Here is a 24,653-nt window from a genome sequence, read left to right as displayed (position 1 = left end):
ATGGAACATTCCTTAAAAAGTGTTTACGATGTGCAGCAATTGCTGAAACGCTACGGTATTTTTGTCCACGTCGGTGAAAGACTCTGGGATCTTGAATTGATGATGGACGAATTAAGGAAAATTTATCAAACTCATTTAATTGAACGAGACGTATTTGTCTCGGCTATGGTTATCTTAAAAAAAGAGCACCAATGGGAACAAGAACACATGGATCAAAAAAATAACTAGTCAACATGGAGGAATACATATGTCAAAAAAAATTATTGGAATCGACTTGGGCGGTACTACGGTTAAATTTGCTATTTTAACAGAAGAAGGAGAAATCCAACAAAAATGGAGTATTGAGACGGATATTTCTGAAGAAGGTACAAAAATCGTTCCTTCTATTATTGAAGCCATCAATAAACACTTGCACATGTATGGCATGACTTCAGAAGATTTTATAGGGATCGGAATGGGTTCGCCGGGGACAATTGATGCTGTAAATGGAACCGTTATCGGTGCCTATAATTTAAATTGGAAAACAGTACAGCCTGTCAGAGAGCAAATTGAAGCGGGAACACAAATTCCATTCTTTATAGACAATGATGCAAATGTAGCTGCTTTAGGCGAAGCTTGGAGAGGCGCAGGAGAAAGCGATCCAAACGTTGTGTTTCTGACTCTTGGTACAGGCGTCGGAGGCGGAATCATTGTAGGGAAAAAATTGGTTCACGGAGCAATTGGAGCAGCAGGTGAAGTTGGCCATATTACAGTAGACCCGAACGGGTATGCCTGCACGTGTGGAAAAACGGGCTGCTTAGAGACTGTTGCCAGCGCTACAGGTGTCGTTCATTTGGCGAGAGACTTTTCAGATAGCTTTGCGGGTGATTCCAGACTAAAATACATCATTGATGACGGACAATTGATCACTGCAAAAGATGTCTTTGATTTGGCGAAAGAAAAAGATCCGCTAGCTTTGATGGTCGTAGATAAAGTAGCTTACTACTTAGGGTTAGCTTCTTCTCACTTGGCGAATATTTTAAATCCGTCTACGATCGTTCTTGGCGGAGGCGTTTCAAAAGCTGGAGAGATTTTAACGGAAACCATTCAACCTTATTTTGAAAAATATACATTTCCAACTATTCGTCGATCCACAAAGATTCGTTTAGCGATTTTAGGAAATGATGCAGGTGTTATCGGAGCTAGTTCACTGGTAAAAGCTTCTGTAGCGGAATAATAGAATAATGACAGCAAAAGCACCAAGGCAAAAGGCCGTGGTGCTTTTTCATTTGTAAGACTATGCTGGGTTACAGGCATTATGCAGGAGGTCAGTAGTAGTCTATGTTATAATAAGTTTAGATTGTTATCAGAACGTAAAAAAAGTGACAGGATTGAAATGAAGTTGAAATTCCAAAATAGGGTGATGAGTATGATACGTTTATCCACTGGTAAAATAGTCGTTTTACTTCTAGTTGTCGCCTTATTTTTAAGTGCTTGTCAATTTAAGGATGCAACACCAAGTACAGGTGATGAAACAGAAGAGGAAGTTGTCTTCGAGCAGATTCCTTTACCGAGAGAAGAATTCCGTAAAATAATCGGTTGGAAATCGGAAGAAGAAATTATTGTTCAATCGGGAGATATAGATGGGGATTCGCTTTACTCATTTAATATTTTTACCGGTTCTTTCAGCTTGCTGTATGAAACTGATTCTTTCATCTTAGCCTCGAACGTCATTGCTAGTGAAGAAAAAATTATTGTGCAGCAAGTAAAAAATGCTGCGTCGACATTGATTGTATTAAGTTACGCAGGGGAACAAATCCAAGAATTGCCGATCAATTCCAACGGTTTTGTAGACATAAATGTCAATGCACAGAATCCAGCTGTCGCTTTTGTATCTTATTATGAAGGAGACAATAATACGTCAGTCTACAATTGGAACATTGAGACCAATGAATACACCGCTGTCGAGTCAGCTTCTTTGAATCCGCAATGGTACTCTGAAAACTTGTACTTATTTATCGATAATGAAGATGATTTTACCTTGGAAACCGGAAAGTTATACATGGGAGATATCCGAAACGGCGAGGTTTTGTTGTTGGATTCCTATGCATCTGATTTCTTTTTACATGAAGATACGTTTATCAAGTTCACTCCATCAGATTTCAACGAGCAAGAAATCATGTTGACTTATCAATACCCATTTTTAGTAGATGCAGGCTTTATGGTGGCTCCGAAAGTTACTATGAATAATCGCATTTTATTCCCTTATTTAACACAAGCAGAAAGAGGCACTTCTATTTATGGTATTTTTGCAGAGAAGGCTGTCTCCATTGAGGAGGAGCCAGGTCAATTTATCTTTGCTGAATTGAATTTTGAAGAAGGCCAAATTGAACCTATAGTAGAAGTGCCAGAAGAAGCACCGATTTTAATTTCTGCAAATGGACAGTATTGCTTGTACGGTTGGAACTTCGAACTGCTAATCGATATCGAAAATCAAACAATCCATGAATTAATTTCCCTTTAATCCATGGATTCTCTTTACAGCAAGAAAAAACCTCTAGTAAATTAGCGCATTCTTGTGTAAAATTAGTACTTGAACAAGGATGTACAGAAAGGGGTTCACTAGATTTTGGAAACAACGACAATTATCAATTATATATTATGGGGCGTTATTATCATTTGGGGTATTTACGAACTGGTACAATACTTTAGACGTAAAAATGCAGCCGTGGAATTACCGCAAGAAGATTTTACCAAGAGATTAAGAAAAGTGCAATTAGTTGATGTTCGTGAAAAAGACGATTTTGATGCAGGACATATTCTTGGAGCACGCAATGTTCCATACTCTATGTTAAAACAACGCATCACTGATTTTCGTAAGGATCAACCCATCTACCTTTACGATGAAAATCAAACTATCAGCAGACGTGCAGCCTTAAAATTACGTAAAGCCGGATACACAGACCTTTACACATTAAAGGGCGGCTACAAAAAATGGACAGGCAAAATCAAACGGAAAGCTAGATAATAGAGTAAAACATGGCGTTTTGCTCGTACACAACTCGTCTAAAAAAAGAGCGCTGAGCAGAGCATCCAGCTCATCGTACATAAAACTATCCGAATAGTTTGGGCTTTTTCCAAACAGTCCGGGTAGTTTTTATGTTAGTATGAGCTGCTTTTTTGCGCATGTCTGCCAACGCAGCTTATTCAATCCAACTAAGAAGCCTACATTTTAGAATCAATCTAAGCGCCTCCTGAGTGAACCTTTTGAAGAATTCTGCTACTGAGGTCGTGTTTGTGTTATACGAACAGATTTTTTGTAAAGATAGAAAGACTGAATTAGGTTTGATAGGAGAGGAATAGCGTAATATATGGTATAATTACCAAGATAATAGAAGGAACCATATTCTGATCCAGCATCAAGGATTCTAAAAGTAAAGGCGTTATCTTCACTGACTTTTTAGTTGTTTTCTTGAGTAAAGGGAGTATTGGTAGCAAAAGGAGTGTTGTATTACTCATGAAAACCAAAATACTTGTTATTGTTGGACCGACAGCAGTTGGGAAAACGAGTTTGAGTATCGAAATAGCCAAAAAAATGAATGGTGAAATCATCAGCGGTGATTCTATGCAAATCTATAAAGGTTTGGATATCGGAACAGCTAAAGTAACCTCTGAAGAAATGGAGGGGATTCCCCATTATTTAATTGATGAAATAGAACCATGGGGCAATTACACGGTGACAGTGTTTCAAAAAAGAGCCAAAGAGTTGATTAAACAAATCACTGCCAAAGGGAAAATCCCGATTATTGTAGGCGGGACGGGTTTGTACATTGAATCGCTGCTGTATGATGTCAGTTATGGTGGAGAAGGTCAGACAGATCCAGTATTCAGAAATGAAAAAGAAGCTATAGCAGAGGAAAAAGGAAATCTTTTTTTGTGGGAAGAGTTGAAAAAGATCGATCCAGAGGCAGCTCAGAAAATACACCACAATAATCGCAGAAGAGTGATCAGAGCATTGGAAGTATTTCACGTCACCGGAGAACCATTTTCTTCTTACCAAAATGAACGTCAGCAAAAAGAATCGATTTACGATGCTGAAATAATCGGATTAGACACGGCACGTTCTGTATTGTATGACCGAATCAATTTACGCGTGGATCAAATGCTTGCTGCTGGTCTAGAAAAAGAAGCGTATCAGTTAGTCGAACAAGGTCTGGAAGATACGCAAGCGGCCAAAGGAATTGGCTATAAAGAATGGTTCTCTTACTTTAAAGGAGAAGAAACTAAATCAGAGGTCATTGAACAAATCAAACAAAATTCTAGACGATATGCTAAAAGACAACTGACTTGGTTCAGGAATCGCATGGATAATGTCAGTTGGTGGAATCTGGTAGAGCATCCAACAGATGAGAAACAAGTGTTGGCAGAAGTTGAGGCGTTTTTTAACTAGTGATTTAAATGCCGGATGAAATGATGAAGGGGTGATTTTATGGAGACACAAGCTAAAGCAGAACGAGTCATACTAGTAGGAGTCCAAACGACAGAAACAGATTTTGGATTTGATTATTCCCTAAAAGAATTGGAACAATTGACAGAAACGGCTCAAGGGATAGTGGTCGGTCATTTGACTCAAAAAAGAGCGCGAGCAGATTCACGAACTTATTTGGGCAAAGGGAAAATAGAAGAATTAGGACTATTAGTAGAAGAGCTGGAAGCCGATACGGTCGTTTTTAACCATGAACTGACTCCAGGACAAACGAGAAATATTCAAGATGTGGTCGAAGTAAAAGTAATCGACCGGGTGCAATTGATCTTGGATATCTTTGCGATGCACGCCAAAAGCAAAGAAGGAAAGCTGCAAGTTGAATTGGCTCAATTGCAATATCTATTGCCAAGACTGGCTGGTCAAGGGGTAAACTTATCGAGGCTTGGCGGTGGAATCGGAACCAGAGGACCTGGTGAAACTAAGTTGGAAACGGATCGTCGCCACATTCGCGATCAAATAAACGATATTCGCAAAGAATTGTTCAAAACAGAAAAACACCGTGAACTGACACGTAAACAGCGAAAAGAAAGCAATATTTTTCAGATTGGATTAATGGGGTACACCAATGCCGGCAAGTCAACATTACTCAATAAGTTGACCCATGCTGAAACGTATGAAGAGAATAAATTGTTTGCTACGCTGGACCCGCTGACACGGCAGTTGAAATTGCCAAGCGGACTAAATGTCACGATAACCGATACAGTAGGATTTATTCAAGACTTGCCAACACAATTGATTGAAGCTTTTCAATCTACTCTTGAAGAAACAAGAGGTGTCGATTTATTGCTGCATGTCGTGGATGCGTCAGCAGAAAACATGTTGGAACATGAACGTACCGTAATGAATTTATTGATGGATTTAAAAATGGACCACCTTCCGCTTTTAACGATCTATAATAAAAGTGATTTGATTGAAGGACCGTTTTATCCAGATTATTTCCCGAACATTGTGATGTCTGCTAAAAATGATCAAGATATCGAATTGCTGTTGACTCAATTAATGGACAAAGTAGAAGAAATCATGGAACCGTATCGGATAGAAGTACCTGTAGCTGAAGGAGATTTATTGATTCAGTTGAAACAAGAAACACAAATAGCGACACAAGTATACGATGAAGAAAAAAATGTTTATGTCGTAAAAGGTTATGCTAAAGCGACGTCTAGATGGATTGGAGAATCGGAGAAAGAATGAGTTGGAATAAACAATATACATCAGAATTGCAACAACGAATTACTGAGGTAGAGAAGAAAATCCAGCCGATGGTGGATCAAATTCACGAAAACGCCTTGATCAATCAAAAGAAAGTGCTGGACAGTTTTCGAGAAAAACGTGTCTCTGATCAGCATTTTAACCCTTCTACCGGTTATGGATACGATGATTTTGGCCGCGATACATTAGAAGAAGTGTACGCAGACGTGTTTAAAGCTGAAGCAGGGCTAGTCCGTCCGCAATTGATTTCAGGAACCCATGCGATTACTACAGCGTTATTTGGAATCATGCGTCCTGGAGATGATTTGTTGTACATCACAGGGCAGCCGTATGATACGTTATTGGAAGTTGTCGGAGTGACCGGAAATGCAGTCGGCTCTTTTAAAGAATATCAAATGGGGTATGATTCAGTAGCTCTGTTAGAAGACGGCAGTGTAGACTTTGAAATGGTCAAAGAAAAAATGACGGCTAAAACGAAAGTTGTAGCGATTCAACGGTCTCGCGGCTATGCTAGCCGTCCTTCCTTTACGATTGAGAAAATTGAAGAAATGATCCAATTTGTCAGAAGCGTCAATCCTGAAGTCATTATTTTTGTGGATAATTGTTATGGAGAATTTGTGGAAGAAAGAGAGCCGATAGAAGTTGGCGCTGATTTGATGGCAGGTTCATTGATCAAAAACCCGGGTGGAGGGTTAGCTAAAATCGGCGGGTACATCGTTGGTCGCTTGGATCTAGTAGAAGCATGTGGTTACCGTTTGACTTCTCCAGGTATCGGTCGTGAAGCTGGGGCTTCTCTGTACAGCTTACCGGAAATGTATCAAGGTTTCTTTATGGCTCCTCACACTGTGGGAGAAGCTTTAAAAGGTGCTGTTTATACAGCTGCTTTATTGGAAACTTGCGGAGTCTCTTCTATACCAAGATGGGATGAAAAACGCACCGACTTGATCCAAATGATTTCATTGAATGATGAAAAGAAGATGGTTCAATTTGCGCAAACGATCCAAAAATATTCTCCAATCAATGCACATGTAACCCCAATTGGAGCCTATATGCCGGGATATGAAGATGATGTGATTATGGCAGCTGGAACATTCGTTCAAGGGTCAAGTATTGAACTGACAGCTGATGGTCCGATCCGCGCACCTTATACGTTGTATGTCCAAGGTGGTTTGACATATGAACATGTCAAACTAGCTGTAACAGCTGCCGTATCAGAGTTGTATTTTGAAACAAAAACCCCTTAATTTAGTGAGCCTGATCATAGCAGATAGTTTATGGTCAGGCTTTTTGCTGTGTTCCTTAGGGGTTATTCCATGACAAGTCCAGTGATTTTGTGTTACGTTTAGTAAGGAGAAATTGTGGGAGACACAATTTAAGGACTAAAAAAATTAAGAGGAGTTTAGTTACAAAACAATGAAAAATCATACAAAGCAAGAAATCAAGGAAATTGCACAGTCAGAAAATGTACGATTCTTACGTTTGATGTTTACGGATATAGATGGGGTCATAAAAAATGTAGAAGTTCCCATCAGTCAACTCGATAAGGTACTAGACAATAAAATGATGTTTGATGGTTCCTCAATCGATGGCTTCGTAGCAGTTGAAGAGAGTGACATGCAATTACGACCAGATTTATCGACTTGGCTCATTTTCCCGTGGGATACAGAATACGGAAAAATCGCACGGTTGATTTGTGATGTATACAATCCAGATGGGACCCCATTTGCCGGAGATCCTCGTTCAAATTTAAAACGAGTTTTAGAAGAAATGGAAAGTGAGGGCTTTACAGAATTTAATTTAGGGCCAGAGCCGGAGTTTTTCTTGTTTAAATTAGACGAAAACGGAGAACCGTCGCAGCGATTAAACGACCATGGTGGGTATTTTGATTTAGCGCCTACTGATTTAGGTGAAAACTGTCGTCGGGATATTGTGTTGCAACTAGAGGAATTAGGCTTTGAAATTGAAGCCAGCCACCATGAAGCTGCTCCTGGGCAACATGAGATCGATTGGAAATATGCAGATGCCGTAGAAGCTTGTGACAACATTCAAACTTTTAAACTAGTGGTAAAAACAATTGCCCGCAAACATGGATTGCATGCTTCGTTTATGCCGAAACCGATCAATGGGGTTCATGGATCAGGTATGCATTTCAACATGTCTTTATTCAATGAAGAAGGAAATGCTTTTTATGACGAAGAAGATGTTATGGGATTAAGCAAAACAGCTCACGAATTCATAGCCGGTCTGTTGAAACACGCTAAATCTTATACAGCGATTTGCAACCCAACAGTCAATTCATACAAACGTTTAACACCAGGGTTTGAAGCGCCTGTGCATATTGCATGGAGTGCCAGCAACCGTTCGCCGCTAGTGCGCGTGCCAACTTCTAGAGGGATGTCTACTCGTGTTGAATTACGCAGTGTAGATCCAAGCGCAAATCCGTATCTTGCTTTAGCGGTATTGTTAAAAGCTGGATTAAGCGGGATTCAAGAAAGTAAAGTTGTAGCAGATCCGGTTGAAAAGAACATTTATCAAATGACATCTTCAGAACTGGGGGAACAAGACATTGAGCGTTTGCCAGCGACATTATATGAAGCGGTCAATTACTTGAGAAAAGATGACCTCATGAAAGAAGCTATGGGCGATCATATGTATAACAACTTCATTACCATTCGCACACAAGAATGGGTAGAATACAATGAACAAGTATCTCCATGGGAACAACAAAAATACTTTAAAAAATAAATTACGATGTATAAAAGATGATTTTTTATCTTCTGGCGTTGGTAAAGAAATTTCCTCCGACCTATGGAACTGCTTATGGAAAACCTTATAGACCGGAGGATATTTCTAAGGATGAGTTTCTAAAAGGTTTAGCCTTAAAAAGGAAACTATTTTTATTTACTAACGTCAAATATTGCAGAATCTAAAAGACTGGGACCGCGAAAGTGTCTCGGTCTTTTTTTGTCTGATTTAAACTTAAGCCGGTCAAAATAGATTCTCAAAGTCTGATGATGATTAATTGTATGAGTCAAGAGAGCAGTTTCAACAGTTAAAGGTAGTAATTTTTTTATGAGGCTTTATATTGAACATAACTTTTCAGTCTCATAGAACCAGTCAGGCGAATAGTAGTCTTTATTGCAGCGAGAAAGTGGATCTGTTTTCACCCCTTTATAAAAAGTGGTATACCTGAAAATTTGTTTTGATATTCGGAATGAAGAACCCTTTTAAAATGTTTAAGTTCGTAAATCTATGTTAGAAAACCTAACATTTTGTAAAAAATAGATTGACATGCACGATATGAACTGGTAATCTGTAAAAGTAATTGAGAGGAGGACAAAAATGAGAGAAAAAGAATTGCGAAGATCTATGTCTGTATTTCCAATTGGTACAGTTATGAAACTGACGGATTTAACGGCACGACAGATTCGTTATTATGAAGAACAAGAGTTGATTTATCCTGAACGGAATGAAGGCAATCGAAGAATGTATTCTCTGAATGATATTGATGTGCTCCTTGAGATTAAAGATTATTTAGCTGATGGAATCAACATGGCAGGTATTAAAAGGATTTATGAATTGAAAGAGCTCGAAAATAATGAAAAAACCAAATCATATGAAAAGAATTTAACAGATGATGATGTTAGAAGAATTTTGTATTCTGAGTTTTTATCTATTAGTGGAATGTCTCCCAAAGATAAAAATAAACTGAATCAACAACGTTTTAAACATTAATAGCTTTACATAAAAAAGTCTGATTTATAAAGGAGAGAAACAGTAATGGCAAAATTTACCAAAGAATTTATTGAACAAGCTGCAAAAGATGAGGATGTACGATTCCTCCGATTAATGTTTACCGATATTTTAGGAACCATAAAGAACGTTGAAGTGCCCATTAGTCAATTGGAGAAAGTGTTAGACAATAAAATGATGTTTGATGGTTCTTCTATCGAAGGTTTTGTGCGGATCGAAGAAAGTGATATGTACTTACACCCAGATACGGATACTTGGCTGATTTTCCCTTGGGAGGTCGGGAAAGGCAAAGGAAAAGTGGCACGTTTGATTTGTGATATTTATAATCCGGACGGCACTCCATTTTTAGGGGACCCGCGTGCGAATTTAAAACGTGTGTTGATGGAAATGGAAGAACTAGGGTTTACTGAATTTAACTTAGGACCGGAACCGGAGTTCTTCTTGTTCAAATTAGATGATAAAAATGAACCAACTTTGGAATTGAATGATCATGGTGGTTACTTTGACTTAGCTCCTGTTGATCTAGGAGAAAACTGCCGTCGCGATATCGTATTGCAATTAGAAGAACTAGGTTTTGAAATTGAAGCTAGTCATCATGAAGTAGCTCCTGGACAACATGAGATTGATTGGAAATACGCCAACGCACTAGAAGCGTGCGACAATATTCAAACCTTTAAATTAGTGGTCAAAACAGTTGCGCGTCAACATGGTTTGCACGCAACATTTATGCCGAAACCTTTATTTGGTGTCAATGGATCAGGTATGCACTTTAATTTATCTCTCTTTACTAAAGAAGGCAATGCATTTTATGATAGCAAAGGAGATATGGAGTTAAGCGATACAGCTCGTGGATTTATTGCGGGGACTTTAGCTCACGCACATGCGTTTACAGCGATCTGCAACCCAACAGTCAACTCGTACAAACGTCTAGTTCCCGGTTATGAAGCTCCAGTGTATATTGCATGGAGTGGTCGTAATCGTTCACCATTGATCCGTATACCAGGATCGCGCGGCATGTCTACACGTATTGAAGTACGCAGTGTAGATCCGAGCGCAAACCCCTACTTAGCGATGGCTGCTTTGCTGAAAGCTGGACTTGACGGGATTAAAAATAACTTAGAATTGCCGGCACCTATCGACCGCAATATTTATGCAATGGATGAAGAAGACCGCCAAGCTAATGGAATCTATGACTTGCCTTCAACTTTATTGGACGCTGTTAAAGCATTGTCAAAAGATGAAATCATCAAAGATGGCTTAGGAGAACATATCTACAATAACTTTGTAGAAGCGAAAAAAGTAGAATGGGATGCTTTCCGTATCCAAGTTTCACAATGGGAAAGAGAACAATACTTGAAATTGTATTAAGCTTTTGTTTAATCAAAAAGGCACAATTGATCGTTTACAGCGATCAGTTGTGCCTTTTTATTGTGAACAATTAAGCGCCTAAAACAGCTAAAGCTAAGGCTTGTTGAATGGCTTCAATATGTTTATCTTTTGTAAATTGCAAGTTTACAGCTGGTTCTGCACCACTTGAAATATAGATTTTTAATTCGGCATCTAAATCGAAATGCCCTGAAGTTTCAACGGTGAACCGGCTGATCGATTTATAAGGTAATGATTGGAAAGTCGTTTTTTTCCCTGTCATTCCTTGCTTATCTATAACAATCAATCGTTTATTCGTGAAAACAATCGTATCCCGCACTAATTTGAAAGCTAAATCGATTTCTTCTGAGTCTAAAACAACACTGCCTAACTTTTTACGTGCCTCTTCTGCGCTGATATTGCTTGCATTTCCCATCATTCCGCCAAGTAATCCCATGTATATACACTCCTTTAGTTAATAAATACTCATTTCAACCAGTATATCAAAAGAGTAGAAAGAAGTGAAAGCAGAGACGCTATTTATAGAAAGAAAGAAGTTTTTTGAAGACTTATTGAAGGGGAAGCTAAAGTATAGTAAACTTACTTAAATAAAGGGTTTTTAAGTTTCCGCTCAAGTTCTACAAAAGGAGTTGATAAAATGCAAGAATACGAAGAGTATTCAAAAGAAGAATTGGTAACCAAAATAGTGTCTTTAACGCGATTAAATAAAGAATTGTTGCAGACATTTCAAAAATCAGAGCGTTTAGAATTTGGCTGGACTGGAAACTTGGGACAATGGTTCTGGGATTTTACAGTGAATGAAGTGACGTTCAATCCATTGAAAGCAGAAGCGATTGGGTATGGAAAAGAAGATTTACCGGAGAAAGTGACCTTTCAGTTTTTTACAGACAAACTGCATCCAGAAGACAAAGAAGAAGTCATGCAAAAGATGAGAGACCATCTTGCGGGGAAAATTCCTGTGTGGGAAGTGAAGTATCGTATCCAAGCTAAAGATGGTTCATGGAAAGTATATCAAGACCGTGGGAAAGTGACGGAACGAAATGAAAAAGGCGAGCCCCTTTTCCTCTCTGGAATTGTATTTGATGTGACTGAAGAAGAAGTAGACAGAGAACAATTAGAATCGAAAAATAAACATCTATCCGATCGTTTAAAAACCGATTCATTAACGTCTTTGTATTCACGATCAGCTATCACAGTTGAGTTGGCCAAATGCGCCAGCAAAGCCAAAGCGAAAAATGAACCGCTGTCGATTGTTTTCTTAAAAATAGATCATTATGCCAGATTTGAAGAGGATTTCGGTATTATGTTGAGTGAAGAAGTGCTGAAGACAGTAGGTAAAATCATTCAGACAGTTATACAAGACAAACATATTGCTGGAAGATACCGAGAATCCGTCTTTCTCATATTGCTGGAAAACACCACTAAAAAAGAAACTCATGACACCGCAGAGACGATCCGTCAAGCTGTTTTTGAAACATTGTTTGATGTGCCGAGAAATGTGAGTGTCAGTGCAGGTATCTCTACATATAATCCCATTGAAACTATTAGCGAACTGATTCAAAGAGCCTCTAAAAAAATGGTGGCTGCTGATAATAACGGGGGAAATCAAGTCGTGGGATAACTATTTTCTTCTATAATAATGATTCGATTAAAAGCATTCTTTATCGGAAAGAATGCTTTTGTCTGTTGACCAGAAATAAAGACAAAATAAAAAAACACTCTCCGAAGAGAGTGTCTTAGTTTTGTACTAACGATATAAATACATTTATACATTAGATATTTTTAGCGTCTCAGGAGAGATTCGAACTCCCGACCGTTCGCTTAGAAGGCGAATGCTCTATCCTGCTGAGCTACTGAGACATTTTGTTTGTCGTTGTTTAACCAGCGACAAGATTTATTATAGGCCCAAATGAATAAAAAGTCAACAGAAAACTCATAAATATGTAAAAAAAGTTATATCCTTTTTTACCATTACTGAAAATAAAGCTAAAGCGATCAAACATCTTCGTAGGAAAGCGCAAAATGGATACTTCCCTAGGCTAAATAGTTGGAAAGGGGTTACTGATTTGATACGATTATCTTGAAAGAGATGCAATTCCTAGAAGATAGGAATAAGAGGAGGAAAAAATATGAGCTATAAAGTAATTGATAGTTTTTTATCAGCAGAAGAAACAGTAGAAAAAATAAATGACTTGGTAGAATTGGGGTACAAAGAAAAAGACATCACGGTCATGACTAAAAAAGAAAATGAAGAACAACTAAAAGATATCACTGATGCTAAAATAGATACAGTAGCTAAAGAAGAAGATAAAGGAATGCTAGATAAAATAAAAGAAAGTTTTAGTGATAGTGATGCAGAAAATCCTTTAGGAAAATATGAATTAGAGGAGCATTTGAGAAATCAATACAATGAAGTGGTCAAAAACAATGGCTATGTCATATTGGTTGAAGAAAGCACGAGCTTTACTATGGGAAGAGAAAGCGAGACTGCTCAATCCTCTGAAAATACTAGTATGACTGGTGGAGAGACAGGAGATTTTAACGAAACCCCGGGTGGAATCAACCCGATTTTACCTGGAACAGGAGTCGATGCTGATTTCAGTTCAAGAAATTCCAATGATATACGTACTTCAGATAGCGGGACAACAGATGTACAAGATAAATTCACTTACACGTCTAAGGAGAGAAATAGAAATGCAGACGAAGAAACTCAGTACGTTGAAGATCATGAGGTTACCCAAGTTAATCAAGAATTGAACAATCAACCTTTAACAGATGAGCCAACTGATCCGACTATACCAGGATTTGGAATTGACCCTAAAATTCCACCGCAAGGTATAGAACCTTTAGATTCGAACAGTCCTAATATACAAGGAGAAGGTCCAGATGATGAGAAGAGAAGATAGTAGACATCATACGAGCTGTTGAGTCTGTTAAACGAGAGGACGTTGCTTTAAAAGAAAGTTGGTGAGATCAATGCTGAGAATCATCACCTATTTTGCTTTAGGGTATGTCGGAGTGTATTTTTCGTTGCTGCTGTCTTTGATTTATTTCTTGAGACCAAAGAAAAAAAAGTAACTTATAGTCATGGATTTGTTGTCAATACTTCATAAAAAATAAAAGAGAATTCTTTTGAATTATTCTTAAAGAATTCTCTTTATTTGGTATAATGAGCGTAGCCCACCAGAAAAATGTAGGGAAAGAGTGGAGGAGTATGTATGAGAATAAGAGAACTAAAGAAAGAAGCCAAAGCAAGGCTTTCAGGAAATTGGAAAATAGCGATATTAAACTTAGTGATTATGACTATTTTAACTTCCATTATCAGTGAGGTGTTATTGGGTCTCGTAGGAGCGGGCAGCTTTGAGAGCTTAACATCAACATTTTCACAAGATCCAGCACTGGTTACCTCGGATATGATAGCTGCAAGTACAAGAGAAACGATTCTTTCTTCATTGGTGACTATAGTAGTCAGCTTTATTACGGCTGTCTTCGCAGTCGGTTATGACTGGTCTTTACTAGATATGGTTGACGGGGAAAAATTAACTGTAGAAGCGATGTTTCAGTCCTTAAAAACCAATCGATTTTTTAAAGTTTTAGGGATCTCAGTAGTAACTAATTTATTTATTATCTTGTGGAGTTTATTGTTGATCATACCAGGAATCATTAAATCTTATAGTTACAGTCAATCGTTTAATGTCTACAAAGACGATCCAAATTTGGATATCATGGGTGCGATTCAACGCAGTAAAGAAATCATGGAAGGTAGAAAATGGGACTATTTTAAACTGCAATTTTCATTTATTTTATGGTACTTAATACCCGTTATTCTATTTTTAGCGTTTATTTTCGGCAGTATCAATACGATCAGCTACCAATTCGAATATGCCAGCACATATGCACCAAATGAATTCTGGGGATTCTTCTTTGGAATGATTTTTGTAGTCTTGGCGTTCATTTTAGTGATCCTCATTCTGTCGCTTTATGTTGAACCTTATAGAAAAACAGCTAATCAAGTTTTTTACCGTGATTTAGTGGGTTTCCCAGAGATGGAAATGGATGAAGTGGAATATGAAGAGAATTCTAGTTATTCTACTGACTACATCGATCCATATGATGAATCCGATGATTTTGATGATTCAGAAAATAACCAAGATAGGTTCTAGTGTTCAATACTAACTGTACAAAATAAAAAAAGACTGCAGGCCTAAACGCTAACACCAGACCGAAGAAGTCTGTAAATTATAGGCCAGCAGCCTTTTTTGTATGGAAGATAAGGGATTTGAACCCTTGCACGAATAAATTCGCCTAACGATTTTCGAGACCGTCCCCTTCAGCCGAACTTGGGTAATCTTCCATTGTTATTGGCCACTTTCTTTAGTATAAACCTGTTTTTTTAGGATGACAATAACCAAATTGAGTATTTCATTTTGAACACTATCTCTTCTAAGGTATAATAGAATTGTAGAAGTAAAACACCTTATGTTTCTTAATTGATAATCACTTATCTGGAAAGGGGCAAAAACTTAGGAGGAGAAGAATATGAAAAAATTGGTAACGTTACTGGGAGTTGCTGCTTTGTTAGCGGGTTGCGATTTAATGGGAGGTACTACGGAAGAGTCACAAGTAAGCGAATCTTCAGAGTCTAGTGTTGAATCTAGCGCAGAAACTTCTGAATCAAGTGTAGAAGAGAGTTCAGCATCATCTTCAGCGGCTTCTTCAGAAGCAACTTCAAGTGAGTCTGAGAGTACTGGCGGAGAAGTAGCCACTTCAGAATTCCCGTTAGTCCCTCAAAAATCTGAGATCGATCAAGGCTATACGTTAGAAAGCGATCCATTGCTCCAAGAAATCCAAACTAGAATGTCCCAAACGGAAGAATTAGGTATTGATAATGATGTGGCTATTCATTTCACAGGTCTATTTTTAGGGGAGCAAGGTCAAGATAATGTTAAAGCGGTGTTCATTATAGTGAACCGGACAGATATGGCAATGACAAATATTAACTTAACTGTCAGCATGAGTACTGTTGATGGGGAAGTTATATTAGATAGCGCTCCATTTGTTTTATCTGAAGATGATTTTGGGATTCTGGAAACAGATACTACAATGCCAGCGTATTTCAAAATTCCAATGGACAGTCAAGAAGCATTCTTTAGTGTGAGTGATCTAGAAAATGTTACTTATTCAATCGATTCATTTGAATACGATGAAAGATAATTTTAATGATACAGTCTGGATCCTGAGAGATTACTTTCAGGTTCTTTTTTTGTGTCACAGGATATTTTTTCAAGATGAAAAGTGATGTAAAAAGCTTTATCAAATGGTATGATAAAAAAGATAAGTGTCCTACATAAGGATAAAACAGTAAAAGATTAGTGGAGGAGAGAGAATGGCACATAAGGGAAAAGAGATTTTCACGATCCCCAATATACTTTCTATTATTCGGTTAATTCTGGTACCGGTATTTGTTTCATTTTATGTAAATGCTGACAGTATCCAAGATTATAGAATTGCGGGCCTCATCATCCTTTTTTCTGGAATCACAGATTTAGTGGATGGCATTATTGCTCGAAAATTCAATCAAATTACGGATATCGGAAAGTTGTTGGATCCGGTAGCAGATAAAGTAACACAAGCGGCGATTCTGTTTTGTTTAATGGTTCGTTTTCAGTATATGTGGATCATCGTGATTTTATTTTTAGTGAAAGAACTGTCCATGCTCTTTTGGAATATTGTTTTGATCAAGAAAAACAAAAAATTAGACGGTGCTTTGTGGTATGGAAAAGTGTCAACAGCGGTATTTTATACGTGTATGACGATAATGGTGGCTTTTCCAATGATCAGTGATGCTGTTGCTAATGGATTAATGTTGATCACGGGATTCTTTTTATTGTTGTCGTTCATGTTGTACACAAAAATTTTTGTGCATATGTATCAATCAAACAACTAAATAAAAGTACACAAAAAGCTGGTCTAGGCCAGCTTTTTGTGTGTCGTTAAATGGTTTAATCTCTGTGCATGAATGCTCCTGTTTCAGCATTAATAATAATGTCGTCATCATCTTGAGTATTCTCAATACTGATCTCATAAACGGTTGAGCCGTTTTCGGTATCTAAATGCCAATTATCCACATATCCAGAGCCGATTTCTTCCATAGCAGTTGTCATAGCTTCTTGAGGAGAAACGATGTTGTCTAAGTTCAAAGCATCATTGTTGTCATCATCATTATTGTCAGTATCTCTATCGATGGCTTCTCCTGTAGAAGCATCAATGCTCAATTCATATTCAGCAGACTCATCAAACCCATTAAAGTCATATTCGTATTTTCCATCGTCATCATCAAATTCAATGGATTCAATAGAAGAATTAGGATGGGTTTCGTTATAAATTTGGATGGCATCATCTAAACTGATATCAAATTCCTGTTCATGAATTCCTTGAGCAGATTCTGAGCTACTAGAAGAAGAGTCGCCAGTAGTTTCTGATTCAGATGATTCTGAACTCATGTCTTCTGATTGACTGCTGGTCGAGCTCTCTTGAGCAGAACTGCTTTGTTCCTCTGAACCGGTATCCGTTGAGGAGTCCGTTCCGCAAGCCCCTAAAATCCCTGTACTAATTAAAGCTAAAAAGGCTAGTTTTCTTTTGTTTGTCATTTTGATCTTCCTTTCTTTTTGTTTTTCAGCTAATTCGCTAAGTGGCATCTGTTTATAAAAAAATAAAAAGAGGATACATAGCGAAATTTCTTACTTATACCTGCAGTATAACAAGAAAAAATAATGGCTAACATTCATCTGCTCAAAGTATTTTTGACAGAAGAAGGAAAAATACAACGAAAGAAGGAGTGCATACATCAAATAATTATCGTACAATCATTGTAGGGAAATTAAGAATGGATATAGAAATTGGGGTTTAGATATGAAATACGTAAAAAAGTTCCGCTTCAATTGGTTTGATTTGCTGACACTGGCGGGATTGGTGATGACTGTTTTTTTTCTTTATCTTGGTTACAGCAATGACGTTTTCGACTCGAGAGAGAGTTTGATTCAATATGTTGAAAGTTACGGGGCACAAGCTATATTGGTATTTATTTTTATTCAGTTTTTACAAGTCGTGTTGCCTATTCTTCCAGCAGCCGTTACATGTGTGGCTGGAGTGATCTTATTTGGTCCGGTATGGGGAATCGTGTACAATTATATTGGGATCTGTATAGGTTCTTTTGGAGCATTTTTGATTTCTAAACGTTATGGCCAGCCATTAGTAGAAAAGATGCTAAGCAAGAGAGTGTTCAACAAGTATTCCAAATGGTTAAATGATGGTAAAATGTTTGATCGCATTTTTGCTATCGGTATTTTTGGTCCTATAGCACCTGATGACGCGTTGTGTTATTTAGCTGGATTAACAACAATGTCTTGGAAAAAATTTGCTGTGATTATTATTCTTGGAAAGCCGATTCCAATTATATTGTACAGCCTGGGATGGACTACGATAGTGAACTGGTTGAATATTTTCTAAAGTTCTTTTGGATCGTAAGAAAATCAAAGAAAGGATGAGAAAGTGGATAATGCAGAACGATTTTTAGCTAGTTTTAACCGCATTCACAATCATTTGAGTTTTATGAGCAATGAAAAAGCACACAAAAAACCTTTTTATCATTTGCTAGATGAAAATGAATACCGCAATAGCGGAGTCAAAGAATATAAGAATGATTTGCAAATTTTTGCCGATCTAAGAAATGTGTTAGTGCATAAAAAACTGGAGACAAGCCGTTACTTAGCTGTACCTACGGATAAAGTTGTAGATAGGATCGAATTGATTGAATCTGTAATCAAAAGCCCGCCAAAAGTTTATCCTGCTTTTAAACGAGATGTGGTTCATTTCCAAGCTGAGGACTTATTTCTTACCGTATTGGAAACCATTAAAAATAAACAGATCACTCATTTTCCTGTCTATCAAAAAGGAGATTTGATTGGTTTGTTGACAGAAAATGGCATTACGTACTGGTTAGCCAATCATTTAAAGTCCGCTGTAGTGGATTTAAAACAAGTTACAACAGAAGAAATCTTGAGAGAAGACTCTAAAAGCAACAATTATTTATTCGTACGAAAAGATATGAGTATCGATGTAGCTGCAGAACTGTTAAAAAAGGATCGGAAAATCGATGCTTTGCTGATTACTGAAAACGGTAAAAAAACTGAGAGTCCTATGGGGATTATTACGCCTTCTGATTTATAGAAGAATTCAAAAAAATCTGTTCTGTTTTATGTTATGTATACTGAGTTGGTCAAGAGCTTTAAAGCTCTTGCGTACAGAAAGATAATGACATTTAAATAGAACTAGAACTAAAGGTTGCGATATTTCTATCACAGCTTTTTTTTGATCATTTATAGATGTAAAAGGCATGGATCACTCTTTTGTAGACTAAAAGCTTCCCAGCGATTTGTTTGACGGGCAGAAAAATCTATGGTATGTTTATCTCGAATTGAAGATAAATTATTTTGATATATATAATAAGCGATGTATACATGGAAGGAGTTTTTTTAATGGCGAAAAATGAAGATTCTTTAAAAGCGCTAACAGTGATGTTGCGAGCGTCTCAAAGCCTGCAAGATGTGATGAAACAAGACATGGTGAAGTATGGGTTAAACCCCACGGAATTTGCAGTTTTAGAGTTGCTTTATGCTAAAGGAGAACAAAAGATCCAAAACATTGGAAAAAAAATACTGCTTTCCAGCAGCAGTATGACGTATGTCATTGATAAATTAGAGCAAAAAGGACATATCGAAAGGAAACCGTGTGCGACCGACCGCAGAGTTATTTTCGCGCACATAACAGATAAAGGTAAATCCTTCATGGAAGAAGCTTTCCCTCTTCATGAAAAAATGATTACAGAATTGTTTTCTGTATTATCTAGTGAAGAAATAGAAACGCTGATCCCGTTAGTAAAAAAAGTTGGCTTGACTGCAGCAGAGCAAAGTACAAAAAATAAATAATCTGTATAACGGCTAGGGGAACAGGAACTGAGAAACAAACTTTGGGAATTCCCAATAAAACGTTGATTTTTAAGGTTTTGTACTTGGGTTTCGACACATTAAAAAAGGTGGATTTTGATGATCCAGGTATCTATCATTTATATTTTGAAAATGAAAAAGGTCAACCAGGTACGATCATGACGTTTGTTCCTTTGGAAATGCTCGTCAAGGAACAATTGGAGACGGCCAAACTGGTGTCACATTTTATGTGGTTCCAGAAAGATCACTGCCCTTATAGGAATAATGAGTGCTTTCTTTTGGTATACCCGTTGAAAAATCTGCTTGTTTTAGAGAAGATTATTTAACTTCCAAGATCCTCCCGACCTGCAGTTAGAATTAGTAGCCAGAACAGACGGAAAAGAAAATCCGTATACGTTTTATGGTGTGACAGCTGGAGTGGCAATTAAAGATTTTTATCCGACAGAAGTGAAGGACCCCAATTACTTTAGCGTTCTCTATTACTGAGAGCGCGGAGCTATTGCTGACTCCAATAGAAATAAGAGAAATTAAACCAAACTAAATCAGAGAGGTTGAGGTTGATGAAACATTTATTTAAAGAAGGCACTAATCCAACAAAACCAACGTTACTATTGTTGCATGGAACGGGTGGAACGGAAAATGATTTACTGCCGCTAGCAGAGATGGTCGATGCAGAAGCATCAGTATTGAGTGTACGTGGAAATATAGTTGAGAATGGAATGCCACGTTATTTTAAACGATTAGCTGAAGGTGTTTTCGATATTGAAAATTTAAAAGAAGAAACGAAAAATCTAGCAGATTTTATTGATGAAGCCGCCAAAAAATATGGCTTTGATCGAGACAATGTCGTAGCGATAGGTTATTCAAATGGGGCAAATATCGCTGGAAGCTTACTATTCCATTACCAAGATGTGTTAAAAGGTGCAATTCTTCACCACCCAATGGTTCCACTTAGAGGAATGGATCTGCCTAATTTAAACCAAGTCCCAGTCTTTATTGGGGCTGGAGAAAATGATCCGATTTGTGCTCCTCAAGAAAGCAAAGACTTAAAACACCTTCTTGAAGAAGCTGGTTCCACAGTGGAAATTGACTGGGGACAGCATGGACATTCTTTGACTCAAAAAGAAGTGGTTGCTGCTGCTCAATGGTATATTAAAAACTTCTCTTAAAAAAGGTACAGTGTATAAATTTTTTGTCCCTTCTATAACTATGATGGAAAAGGTAAAACTTTTTAGTCGTAGTTTTTCTGTTTTCTGGACTAAAAATAAAGGAAAATTAAAGAAACGTTAGTTATTTTGCGAAAAATTATAATTGTGTTATAATGAAAGAGGAGTTTGAGAGTAAAAGATTATTTTTTTAAGTTACATTCTTTGTAGAGTTGAAGAAATGAGGGGATTAAATGGGTAATAAAATTACCAAAGAGATTCAATCGTTAGTTGAAGTGGAACTTAGAAAAGGAGCAAGCAATTCGAGAATTGCAACTCTTCTAGGAGTACCCTATAATGAAGCTGTTGAGATGATTGAAGAGATTAAGTTGTCTTTTAAACCAGATGTGGGAGATAAAATTATTTTTACTTTCCGCGATGAAAAAATGGCAGGTGTCATTACAAAACTATTGAAAAATAGTGCTGTTGTAGATATCTCCTGGGACTTATCTTCTGAAAAAATGAAAGATTTAATGGAAGATAGAACTATTGTTAATTTTAAAGATATTGAACAAACTGTTCTCTAAAAAAATACACGTTAAGAAGTTGGATCTTAAATCAGATCCAGCTTTTTTTGTTTTTTTTAGAAAAAATAGTAAAAGAGATATTTTTCAGGTTCTACGTTACTTTGGGTTTCAAAATAGTTTCTCTTAAAATGCTGATATATAGCTTGTTTTGAGTTCTTGTCAAAAAAAGTTGCGAATTTTTATTGACAGTCAAACTAAAATGAATTAGTATTTTGATTGTCAAACAATTTGATGTTCAAACTAAATTCTGTTTTGGATATTCATCAGATGGGAGGAGAGATGTGGATAAAATTGTCAATGAGATAAATCCTTATTTAGTTAAGATATTCAATGAAGTCTTAATTATTGAAGAAAATGCTTTAAAAGGCAGTAGATTTAATGATTTATCTATTAAAGAGATGCACACAATCGAAGCCATTGGAATGTACGGAGAAAACACCACCACAGAAGTAGCTAAGAGAACCTATGTAACTGTAGGTACACTAACTGTATCAATAAACAATTTAGTGAAAAAAGGGTATGTCGAACGTATTAGAAGCGAAGAAGATAGACGAGTGGTAAAACTTGGACTGACTAAAAAAGGACGTCTGCTCTACCGCCTGCACGATAAATTTCATCGTGACATGGTCAAAGAAACGCTTAGTGATTTAAGCGACGAAGAAGCAGAAATTTTAGTAAAAGGTTTGAGAAACTTACATCTATTCTTAGATCGCACAAAAAATTCTTTATAGAGAACAGAGTTGAATGGAATGGGAACTAAAATAGTCGGTACAGGAAGTTACGTACCAGAAAGAATTATTTCCAATGAACAGTTAGAAACATTTTTAGAGACCTCTGATGAATGGATAACAAGCCGCACAGGTATTAAAGAACGTCATATCAGCGAAACTGAAAATACGTCAGATTTATGTGCCAAAGCCGCTCAGCATATTTTATCAAATGCAGGTGTACAAGCTGAAGAAGTGGATTTCATTGTTGTTGCAACAATGACTCCTGACTACTTGAGTCCTTCTACAGCCAGCCTAGTGCAAGATAAAATAGGTGCTCATTCAATCATGTCGTTTGACGTCAACGCTGCTTGTTCAGGGTTTGTATATGCTTTATCGATAGCCGATAAGTTGATGCAGTCAGGCAGTTACCGTTACGGTTTAGTTCTGGGCGGAGAAGTCATGTCGAAGATTATCGACTGGAATGATCGAAGTACTGCTGTTCTTTTTGGTGATGGAGCTGGCGGTGTGTTATTAAAACATACTCCAGGCGAATCGTTTGTTTTAGGAGAAGACATTCATGCTGATGGAAGCCGCGGAAACGCGCTTACTGCAGGAACCTTGTCTCTTTCTGAAAAATGGAGTTCGCAAAAAGCTGAGCATCAGTATTCATTACAAATGGAAGGCAGAAGCATTTTTGATTTTGCTATACGCAGCGTTCCACAAAGCATTCAAAAGCTGTTAAGCGACACCAATACTCCCTTCGAGGATGTAGAATGTATAGTGGCTCACCAAGCGAATGAGCGGATCTTAAAAGCTATCGCAAAAAAATTAAAAATTTCACCAGAGTTGTTTGCTGTCAACATCAGCAAATATGGGAATACATCAGCAGCAAGTATCCCGCTGCTCTTACATGAATTGGTTGCTGAAGACAAGTTAAGTCTGGGAAGCAACAAAAAGATTGTTTTAACGGGTTTTGGAGGCGGATTGACATGGGGTTCCATGCTCATCCAACTATAAAAAAATAAATTATATATTAATGGAGGAAACAACAATGACATTTTCAAAAATTCAAGAAATTATTATGGACCAATTAGATAAAGACGAGGAAGAAGTACAATTAACTACAAACTTCCGTGAAGACTTAGAAGCAGACAGTTTAGACTTATTCCAAATCATCAATGATATCGAAGACGAATTTGATATTAAGATCGAATCAGAAGAAGGATTAAACACCGTACAAGATATCGTAAACTTTGTAGAAGCTGAAATCGCGAAAAAATAATTCTACATATAGAAAGAAGGAAATATCTGTATGCAGACAGATTTAATAAAAAAACTTGGAATAAAATACCCAATCATTCAAGGCGCAATGTCTTGGGTAGCGAATCCTAGTCTTGTAAGTGCTGTATCAAATGCTGGAGGGTTAGGGATTCTGGCGTGTGGACATGCGACAGGAGAAACAGTTCGTGAATTGATTCATGAAACAAAAGCTTTAACCGACAAACCTTTCGGGATTAACGTATTACTCCTTTCACCATATGTAGAAGATGTTGTCAAAGTAGTTTGTGAAGAAGGCATAAAAGTGATAACTACAGGAGCAGGTTCTCCTGGTCGGTATATGGCTCAATTCAAAGCAGTCGGTACAGTAGTTATTCCAGTAGTGGCTTCAGTTGCTTTAGCGCGACGTATGGAAAATGAAGGCGCAGATGCCATTATTTGTGAAGGAATGGAAGCTGGGGGACACATCGGGAAAACAACTACGATGAACTTAGTGCCTCAGGTTGTAGATGCGGTAAACATTCCTGTTATTGCTGCTGGAGGTATTGCTGACGGCCGTGGTGTTGCAGCCGTGTTTATGTTGGGAGCTTCAGCTGCACAGTTAGGAACTCGTTTTGTTGTGGCGAATGAAAGTACCGTTCATCAAAATTTCAAAGACGCTATTATCAAAGCAAAAGATATTGACACGGTTATTACAGGACAAATTACCGGACATCCTGTTCGTGTGTTGCGTAATAAATTGACTCGTCAATACTTAAAAGTAGAAAAAGAGATCACGAGTGATGAAAATCCAGATTTCGATCGTTTAGAAGCAATGGGGAAAGGCGCATTGAAAAGAGCGGTTATTGATGGAGATAAAGACACTGGTTCATTCATGTCTGGTCAAAGTGCCGGTTTAGTGAAAAAAGAACAAAGTTGTCATGAAATCATTCAAGAATTAATGACTGAATACCAAGATATTATTCGTAAACAAGCTAGTTCGTTAGAGGCATAGACTCTTACAACAACCAGCCACATTATATTAGCTAGAAAGCTAAAAGAAGTTCTTTTTGCTT

The 24,653-nt window shown here is 37.4% G+C and carries 26 protein-coding genes and 2 tRNA genes; 24 read left to right on the top strand and 4 right to left on the bottom strand.

Annotated elements, in window-relative coordinates; all coding sequences use genetic code 11:
* The 10 genes from ACEN4I_RS00490 (at position 1) to glnA (ACEN4I_RS00445) (ending at position 10,855) form a co-directional block, all read left to right on the top strand.
* On the top strand, positions 1 to 228 hold the full coding sequence (locus ACEN4I_RS00490) for a YqgQ family protein (RefSeq protein ID WP_407097629.1): 228 nt from the start codon (positions 1 to 3) through the stop codon (positions 226 to 228).
* A gap of 19 nt (positions 229 to 247) precedes the next feature.
* Complete coding sequence (locus ACEN4I_RS00485; protein ID WP_407101834.1) at positions 248 to 1,216, top strand: ROK family glucokinase; 969 nt, start codon at positions 248 to 250, stop codon at positions 1,214 to 1,216.
* Between the two features lie 192 nt (positions 1,217 to 1,408).
* Positions 1,409 to 2,503, top strand: a complete 1,095-nt coding sequence (locus ACEN4I_RS00480) for a hypothetical protein (protein ID WP_407097631.1) — start codon at positions 1,409 to 1,411, stop codon at positions 2,501 to 2,503.
* Positions 2,504 to 2,608: 105 nt separating this feature from the next.
* Positions 2,609 to 3,007: a rhodanese-like domain-containing protein gene (locus ACEN4I_RS00475; protein WP_407101836.1), complete on the top strand. Its 399-nt coding sequence runs from the start codon at positions 2,609 to 2,611 to the stop codon at positions 3,005 to 3,007.
* Between the two features lie 489 nt (positions 3,008 to 3,496).
* Positions 3,497 to 4,429 (top strand): tRNA (adenosine(37)-N6)-dimethylallyltransferase MiaA, encoded by a 933-nt coding sequence (miaA, locus tag ACEN4I_RS00470; RefSeq protein WP_407097633.1) that lies wholly within the window; start codon positions 3,497 to 3,499, stop codon positions 4,427 to 4,429.
* Positions 4,430 to 4,468: 39 nt separating this feature from the next.
* A complete protein-coding gene (gene hflX / locus ACEN4I_RS00465) occupies positions 4,469 to 5,716 on the top strand; it encodes a GTPase HflX (protein ID WP_407097634.1) in 1,248 nt (415 codons plus the stop codon).
* The gene (locus ACEN4I_RS00460; protein WP_407101838.1) at positions 5,713 to 6,978 is read left to right on the top strand and encodes an aminotransferase class I/II-fold pyridoxal phosphate-dependent enzyme; all 1,266 of its coding nucleotides are present in this window, start codon (positions 5,713 to 5,715) and stop codon (positions 6,976 to 6,978) included. Before hflX ends, ACEN4I_RS00460 begins: the two co-directional genes overlap by 4 nt.
* A gap of 169 nt (positions 6,979 to 7,147) precedes the next feature.
* Positions 7,148 to 8,479, top strand: a complete 1,332-nt coding sequence (gene glnA, locus ACEN4I_RS00455) for a type I glutamate--ammonia ligase (RefSeq protein ID WP_407097636.1) — start codon at positions 7,148 to 7,150, stop codon at positions 8,477 to 8,479.
* Between the two features lie 597 nt (positions 8,480 to 9,076).
* Positions 9,077 to 9,469 carry a MerR family transcriptional regulator gene (locus ACEN4I_RS00450; RefSeq protein ID WP_407097182.1) on the top strand — a complete coding sequence of 131 codons (393 nt, stop codon included), beginning with the start codon at positions 9,077 to 9,079 and terminating at the stop codon, positions 9,467 to 9,469.
* Between the two features lie 45 nt (positions 9,470 to 9,514).
* Positions 9,515 to 10,855 (top strand): type I glutamate--ammonia ligase, encoded by a 1,341-nt coding sequence (gene glnA / locus ACEN4I_RS00445; protein WP_407101840.1) that lies wholly within the window; start codon positions 9,515 to 9,517, stop codon positions 10,853 to 10,855.
* A 70-nt stretch (positions 10,856 to 10,925) separates the two neighbouring features.
* On the opposite strand, the gene ACEN4I_RS00440 is transcribed toward glnA (ACEN4I_RS00445), so the two are convergent.
* The gene (locus ACEN4I_RS00440; protein ID WP_407097184.1) at positions 10,926 to 11,309 is read right to left on the bottom strand and encodes a PH domain-containing protein; all 384 of its coding nucleotides are present in this window, start codon (positions 11,307 to 11,309) and stop codon (positions 10,926 to 10,928) included.
* 201 nt (positions 11,310 to 11,510) lie between these two features.
* Here ACEN4I_RS00440 and ACEN4I_RS00435 point away from each other — a divergent pair, with 201 nt between their 5' ends.
* Positions 11,511 to 12,494, top strand: coding sequence for a diguanylate cyclase domain-containing protein (locus ACEN4I_RS00435; RefSeq protein WP_407101842.1), 984 nt, complete (start codon positions 11,511 to 11,513; stop codon positions 12,492 to 12,494).
* Positions 12,495 to 12,659: 165 nt separating this feature from the next.
* Here ACEN4I_RS00435 and ACEN4I_RS00430 read toward each other — a convergent pair.
* Positions 12,660 to 12,733 (bottom strand) — tRNA-Arg (locus ACEN4I_RS00430).
* 269 nt (positions 12,734 to 13,002) lie between these two features.
* Between ACEN4I_RS00430 and ACEN4I_RS00425 the strand changes: the two genes are divergently transcribed.
* Positions 13,003 to 13,779 (top strand): general stress protein, encoded by a 777-nt coding sequence (locus tag ACEN4I_RS00425; protein ID WP_407097186.1) that lies wholly within the window; start codon positions 13,003 to 13,005, stop codon positions 13,777 to 13,779.
* A 312-nt stretch (positions 13,780 to 14,091) separates the two neighbouring features.
* Complete coding sequence (locus ACEN4I_RS00420) at positions 14,092 to 15,036, top strand: DUF975 family protein (RefSeq protein ID WP_407101844.1); 945 nt, start codon at positions 14,092 to 14,094, stop codon at positions 15,034 to 15,036.
* A 101-nt stretch (positions 15,037 to 15,137) separates the two neighbouring features.
* On the opposite strand, the gene ACEN4I_RS00415 is transcribed toward ACEN4I_RS00420, so the two are convergent.
* Positions 15,138 to 15,227, bottom strand: a tRNA-Ser gene (locus ACEN4I_RS00415).
* A gap of 185 nt (positions 15,228 to 15,412) precedes the next feature.
* On the opposite strand from ACEN4I_RS00415, the gene ACEN4I_RS00410 reads away from it, so the two are divergent.
* Together ACEN4I_RS00410 and ACEN4I_RS00405 are read left to right on the top strand one after the other, a co-directional pair.
* Entirely contained in the window at positions 15,413 to 16,087 is a 675-nt protein-coding gene (locus ACEN4I_RS00410; protein WP_407101846.1) for a hypothetical protein, read from the top strand.
* Between the two features lie 172 nt (positions 16,088 to 16,259).
* Positions 16,260 to 16,820, top strand: a complete 561-nt coding sequence (locus ACEN4I_RS00405; RefSeq protein ID WP_407101849.1) for a CDP-alcohol phosphatidyltransferase family protein — start codon at positions 16,260 to 16,262, stop codon at positions 16,818 to 16,820.
* Positions 16,821 to 16,875: 55 nt separating this feature from the next.
* Here ACEN4I_RS00405 and ACEN4I_RS00400 read toward each other — a convergent pair whose 3' ends face one another.
* Positions 16,876 to 17,523, bottom strand: a complete 648-nt coding sequence (locus ACEN4I_RS00400; RefSeq protein WP_407101851.1) for a PepSY domain-containing protein — start codon at positions 17,521 to 17,523, stop codon at positions 16,876 to 16,878.
* Between the two features lie 262 nt (positions 17,524 to 17,785).
* On the opposite strand from ACEN4I_RS00400, the gene ACEN4I_RS00395 reads away from it, so the two are divergent.
* From ACEN4I_RS00395 to fabK, 9 genes are all read left to right on the top strand, one after another.
* The gene (locus tag ACEN4I_RS00395) at positions 17,786 to 18,382 is read left to right on the top strand and encodes a TVP38/TMEM64 family protein (protein WP_407097191.1); all 597 of its coding nucleotides are present in this window, start codon (positions 17,786 to 17,788) and stop codon (positions 18,380 to 18,382) included.
* A 42-nt stretch (positions 18,383 to 18,424) separates the two neighbouring features.
* Complete coding sequence (locus ACEN4I_RS00390) at positions 18,425 to 19,102, top strand: CBS domain-containing protein (RefSeq protein ID WP_407097192.1); 678 nt, start codon at positions 18,425 to 18,427, stop codon at positions 19,100 to 19,102.
* Positions 19,103 to 19,410: 308 nt separating this feature from the next.
* Positions 19,411 to 19,860: a MarR family winged helix-turn-helix transcriptional regulator gene (locus ACEN4I_RS00385; RefSeq protein ID WP_407097193.1), complete on the top strand. Its 450-nt coding sequence runs from the start codon at positions 19,411 to 19,413 to the stop codon at positions 19,858 to 19,860.
* Positions 19,861 to 20,438: 578 nt separating this feature from the next.
* Entirely contained in the window at positions 20,439 to 21,047 is a 609-nt protein-coding gene (locus ACEN4I_RS00380) for an alpha/beta hydrolase (RefSeq protein WP_407097194.1), read from the top strand.
* A 230-nt stretch (positions 21,048 to 21,277) separates the two neighbouring features.
* Positions 21,278 to 21,610: a DUF2187 family protein gene (locus ACEN4I_RS00375; protein ID WP_407097195.1), complete on the top strand. Its 333-nt coding sequence runs from the start codon at positions 21,278 to 21,280 to the stop codon at positions 21,608 to 21,610.
* 281 nt (positions 21,611 to 21,891) lie between these two features.
* Positions 21,892 to 22,341: a MarR family winged helix-turn-helix transcriptional regulator gene (locus tag ACEN4I_RS00370; RefSeq protein ID WP_407097196.1), complete on the top strand. Its 450-nt coding sequence runs from the start codon at positions 21,892 to 21,894 to the stop codon at positions 22,339 to 22,341.
* 18 nt (positions 22,342 to 22,359) lie between these two features.
* Complete coding sequence (locus tag ACEN4I_RS00365) at positions 22,360 to 23,337, top strand: beta-ketoacyl-ACP synthase III (protein WP_407101853.1); 978 nt, start codon at positions 22,360 to 22,362, stop codon at positions 23,335 to 23,337.
* A 34-nt stretch (positions 23,338 to 23,371) separates the two neighbouring features.
* A complete protein-coding gene (locus ACEN4I_RS00360; protein ID WP_407097198.1) occupies positions 23,372 to 23,602 on the top strand; it encodes an acyl carrier protein in 231 nt (76 codons plus the stop codon).
* 30 nt (positions 23,603 to 23,632) lie between these two features.
* On the top strand, positions 23,633 to 24,592 hold the full coding sequence (gene fabK / locus ACEN4I_RS00355) for an enoyl-[acyl-carrier-protein] reductase FabK (RefSeq protein WP_407101855.1): 960 nt from the start codon (positions 23,633 to 23,635) through the stop codon (positions 24,590 to 24,592).
* Positions 24,593 to 24,653: the final 61 nt, after the last annotated feature.

The organism is Desemzia sp. FAM 23990 (assembly GCF_045528485.1).
Classification (GTDB): domain Bacteria; phylum Bacillota; class Bacilli; order Lactobacillales; family Carnobacteriaceae; genus Desemzia.
Note: the sequence above shows the minus strand (reverse complement) of the source record. Positions and strands in the feature narration are given on the sequence as shown.

Coding starts and splice junctions, on each gene's coding strand:
- ACEN4I_RS00460 (WP_407101838.1), top strand. CDS start 5,713: ATGAGTTGGAATAAACAATATACATCAGAATTGCAACAACGAATTACT.
- ACEN4I_RS00360 (WP_407097198.1), top strand. CDS start 23,372: ATGACATTTTCAAAAATTCAAGAAATTATTATGGACCAATTAGATAAA.
- glnA (WP_407101840.1), top strand. CDS start 9,515: ATGGCAAAATTTACCAAAGAATTTATTGAACAAGCTGCAAAAGATGAG.
- ACEN4I_RS00425 (WP_407097186.1), top strand. CDS start 13,003: ATGAGCTATAAAGTAATTGATAGTTTTTTATCAGCAGAAGAAACAGTA.
- fabK (WP_407101855.1), top strand. CDS start 23,633: ATGCAGACAGATTTAATAAAAAAACTTGGAATAAAATACCCAATCATT.
- ACEN4I_RS00385 (WP_407097193.1), top strand. CDS start 19,411: ATGGCGAAAAATGAAGATTCTTTAAAAGCGCTAACAGTGATGTTGCGA.
- ACEN4I_RS00380 (WP_407097194.1), top strand. CDS start 20,439: ATGAAACATTTATTTAAAGAAGGCACTAATCCAACAAAACCAACGTTA.
- ACEN4I_RS00440 (WP_407097184.1), bottom strand. CDS start 11,309: ATGGGATTACTTGGCGGAATGATGGGAAATGCAAGCAATATCAGCGCA.
- glnA (WP_407097636.1), top strand. CDS start 7,148: ATGAAAAATCATACAAAGCAAGAAATCAAGGAAATTGCACAGTCAGAA.
- ACEN4I_RS00400 (WP_407101851.1), bottom strand. CDS start 17,523: ATGACAAACAAAAGAAAACTAGCCTTTTTAGCTTTAATTAGTACAGGG.
- ACEN4I_RS00435 (WP_407101842.1), top strand. CDS start 11,511: ATGCAAGAATACGAAGAGTATTCAAAAGAAGAATTGGTAACCAAAATA.
- ACEN4I_RS00485 (WP_407101834.1), top strand. CDS start 248: ATGTCAAAAAAAATTATTGGAATCGACTTGGGCGGTACTACGGTTAAA.
- ACEN4I_RS00450 (WP_407097182.1), top strand. CDS start 9,077: ATGAGAGAAAAAGAATTGCGAAGATCTATGTCTGTATTTCCAATTGGT.
- ACEN4I_RS00480 (WP_407097631.1), top strand. CDS start 1,409: ATGATACGTTTATCCACTGGTAAAATAGTCGTTTTACTTCTAGTTGTC.
- ACEN4I_RS00395 (WP_407097191.1), top strand. CDS start 17,786: ATGAAATACGTAAAAAAGTTCCGCTTCAATTGGTTTGATTTGCTGACA.
- ACEN4I_RS00410 (WP_407101846.1), top strand. CDS start 15,413: ATGAAAAAATTGGTAACGTTACTGGGAGTTGCTGCTTTGTTAGCGGGT.
- ACEN4I_RS00420 (WP_407101844.1), top strand. CDS start 14,092: ATGAGAATAAGAGAACTAAAGAAAGAAGCCAAAGCAAGGCTTTCAGGA.
- hflX (WP_407097634.1), top strand. CDS start 4,469: ATGGAGACACAAGCTAAAGCAGAACGAGTCATACTAGTAGGAGTCCAA.
- ACEN4I_RS00365 (WP_407101853.1), top strand. CDS start 22,360: ATGGGAACTAAAATAGTCGGTACAGGAAGTTACGTACCAGAAAGAATT.
- ACEN4I_RS00490 (WP_407097629.1), top strand. CDS start 1: ATGGAACATTCCTTAAAAAGTGTTTACGATGTGCAGCAATTGCTGAAA.
- ACEN4I_RS00375 (WP_407097195.1), top strand. CDS start 21,278: ATGGGTAATAAAATTACCAAAGAGATTCAATCGTTAGTTGAAGTGGAA.
- miaA (WP_407097633.1), top strand. CDS start 3,497: ATGAAAACCAAAATACTTGTTATTGTTGGACCGACAGCAGTTGGGAAA.
- ACEN4I_RS00405 (WP_407101849.1), top strand. CDS start 16,260: ATGGCACATAAGGGAAAAGAGATTTTCACGATCCCCAATATACTTTCT.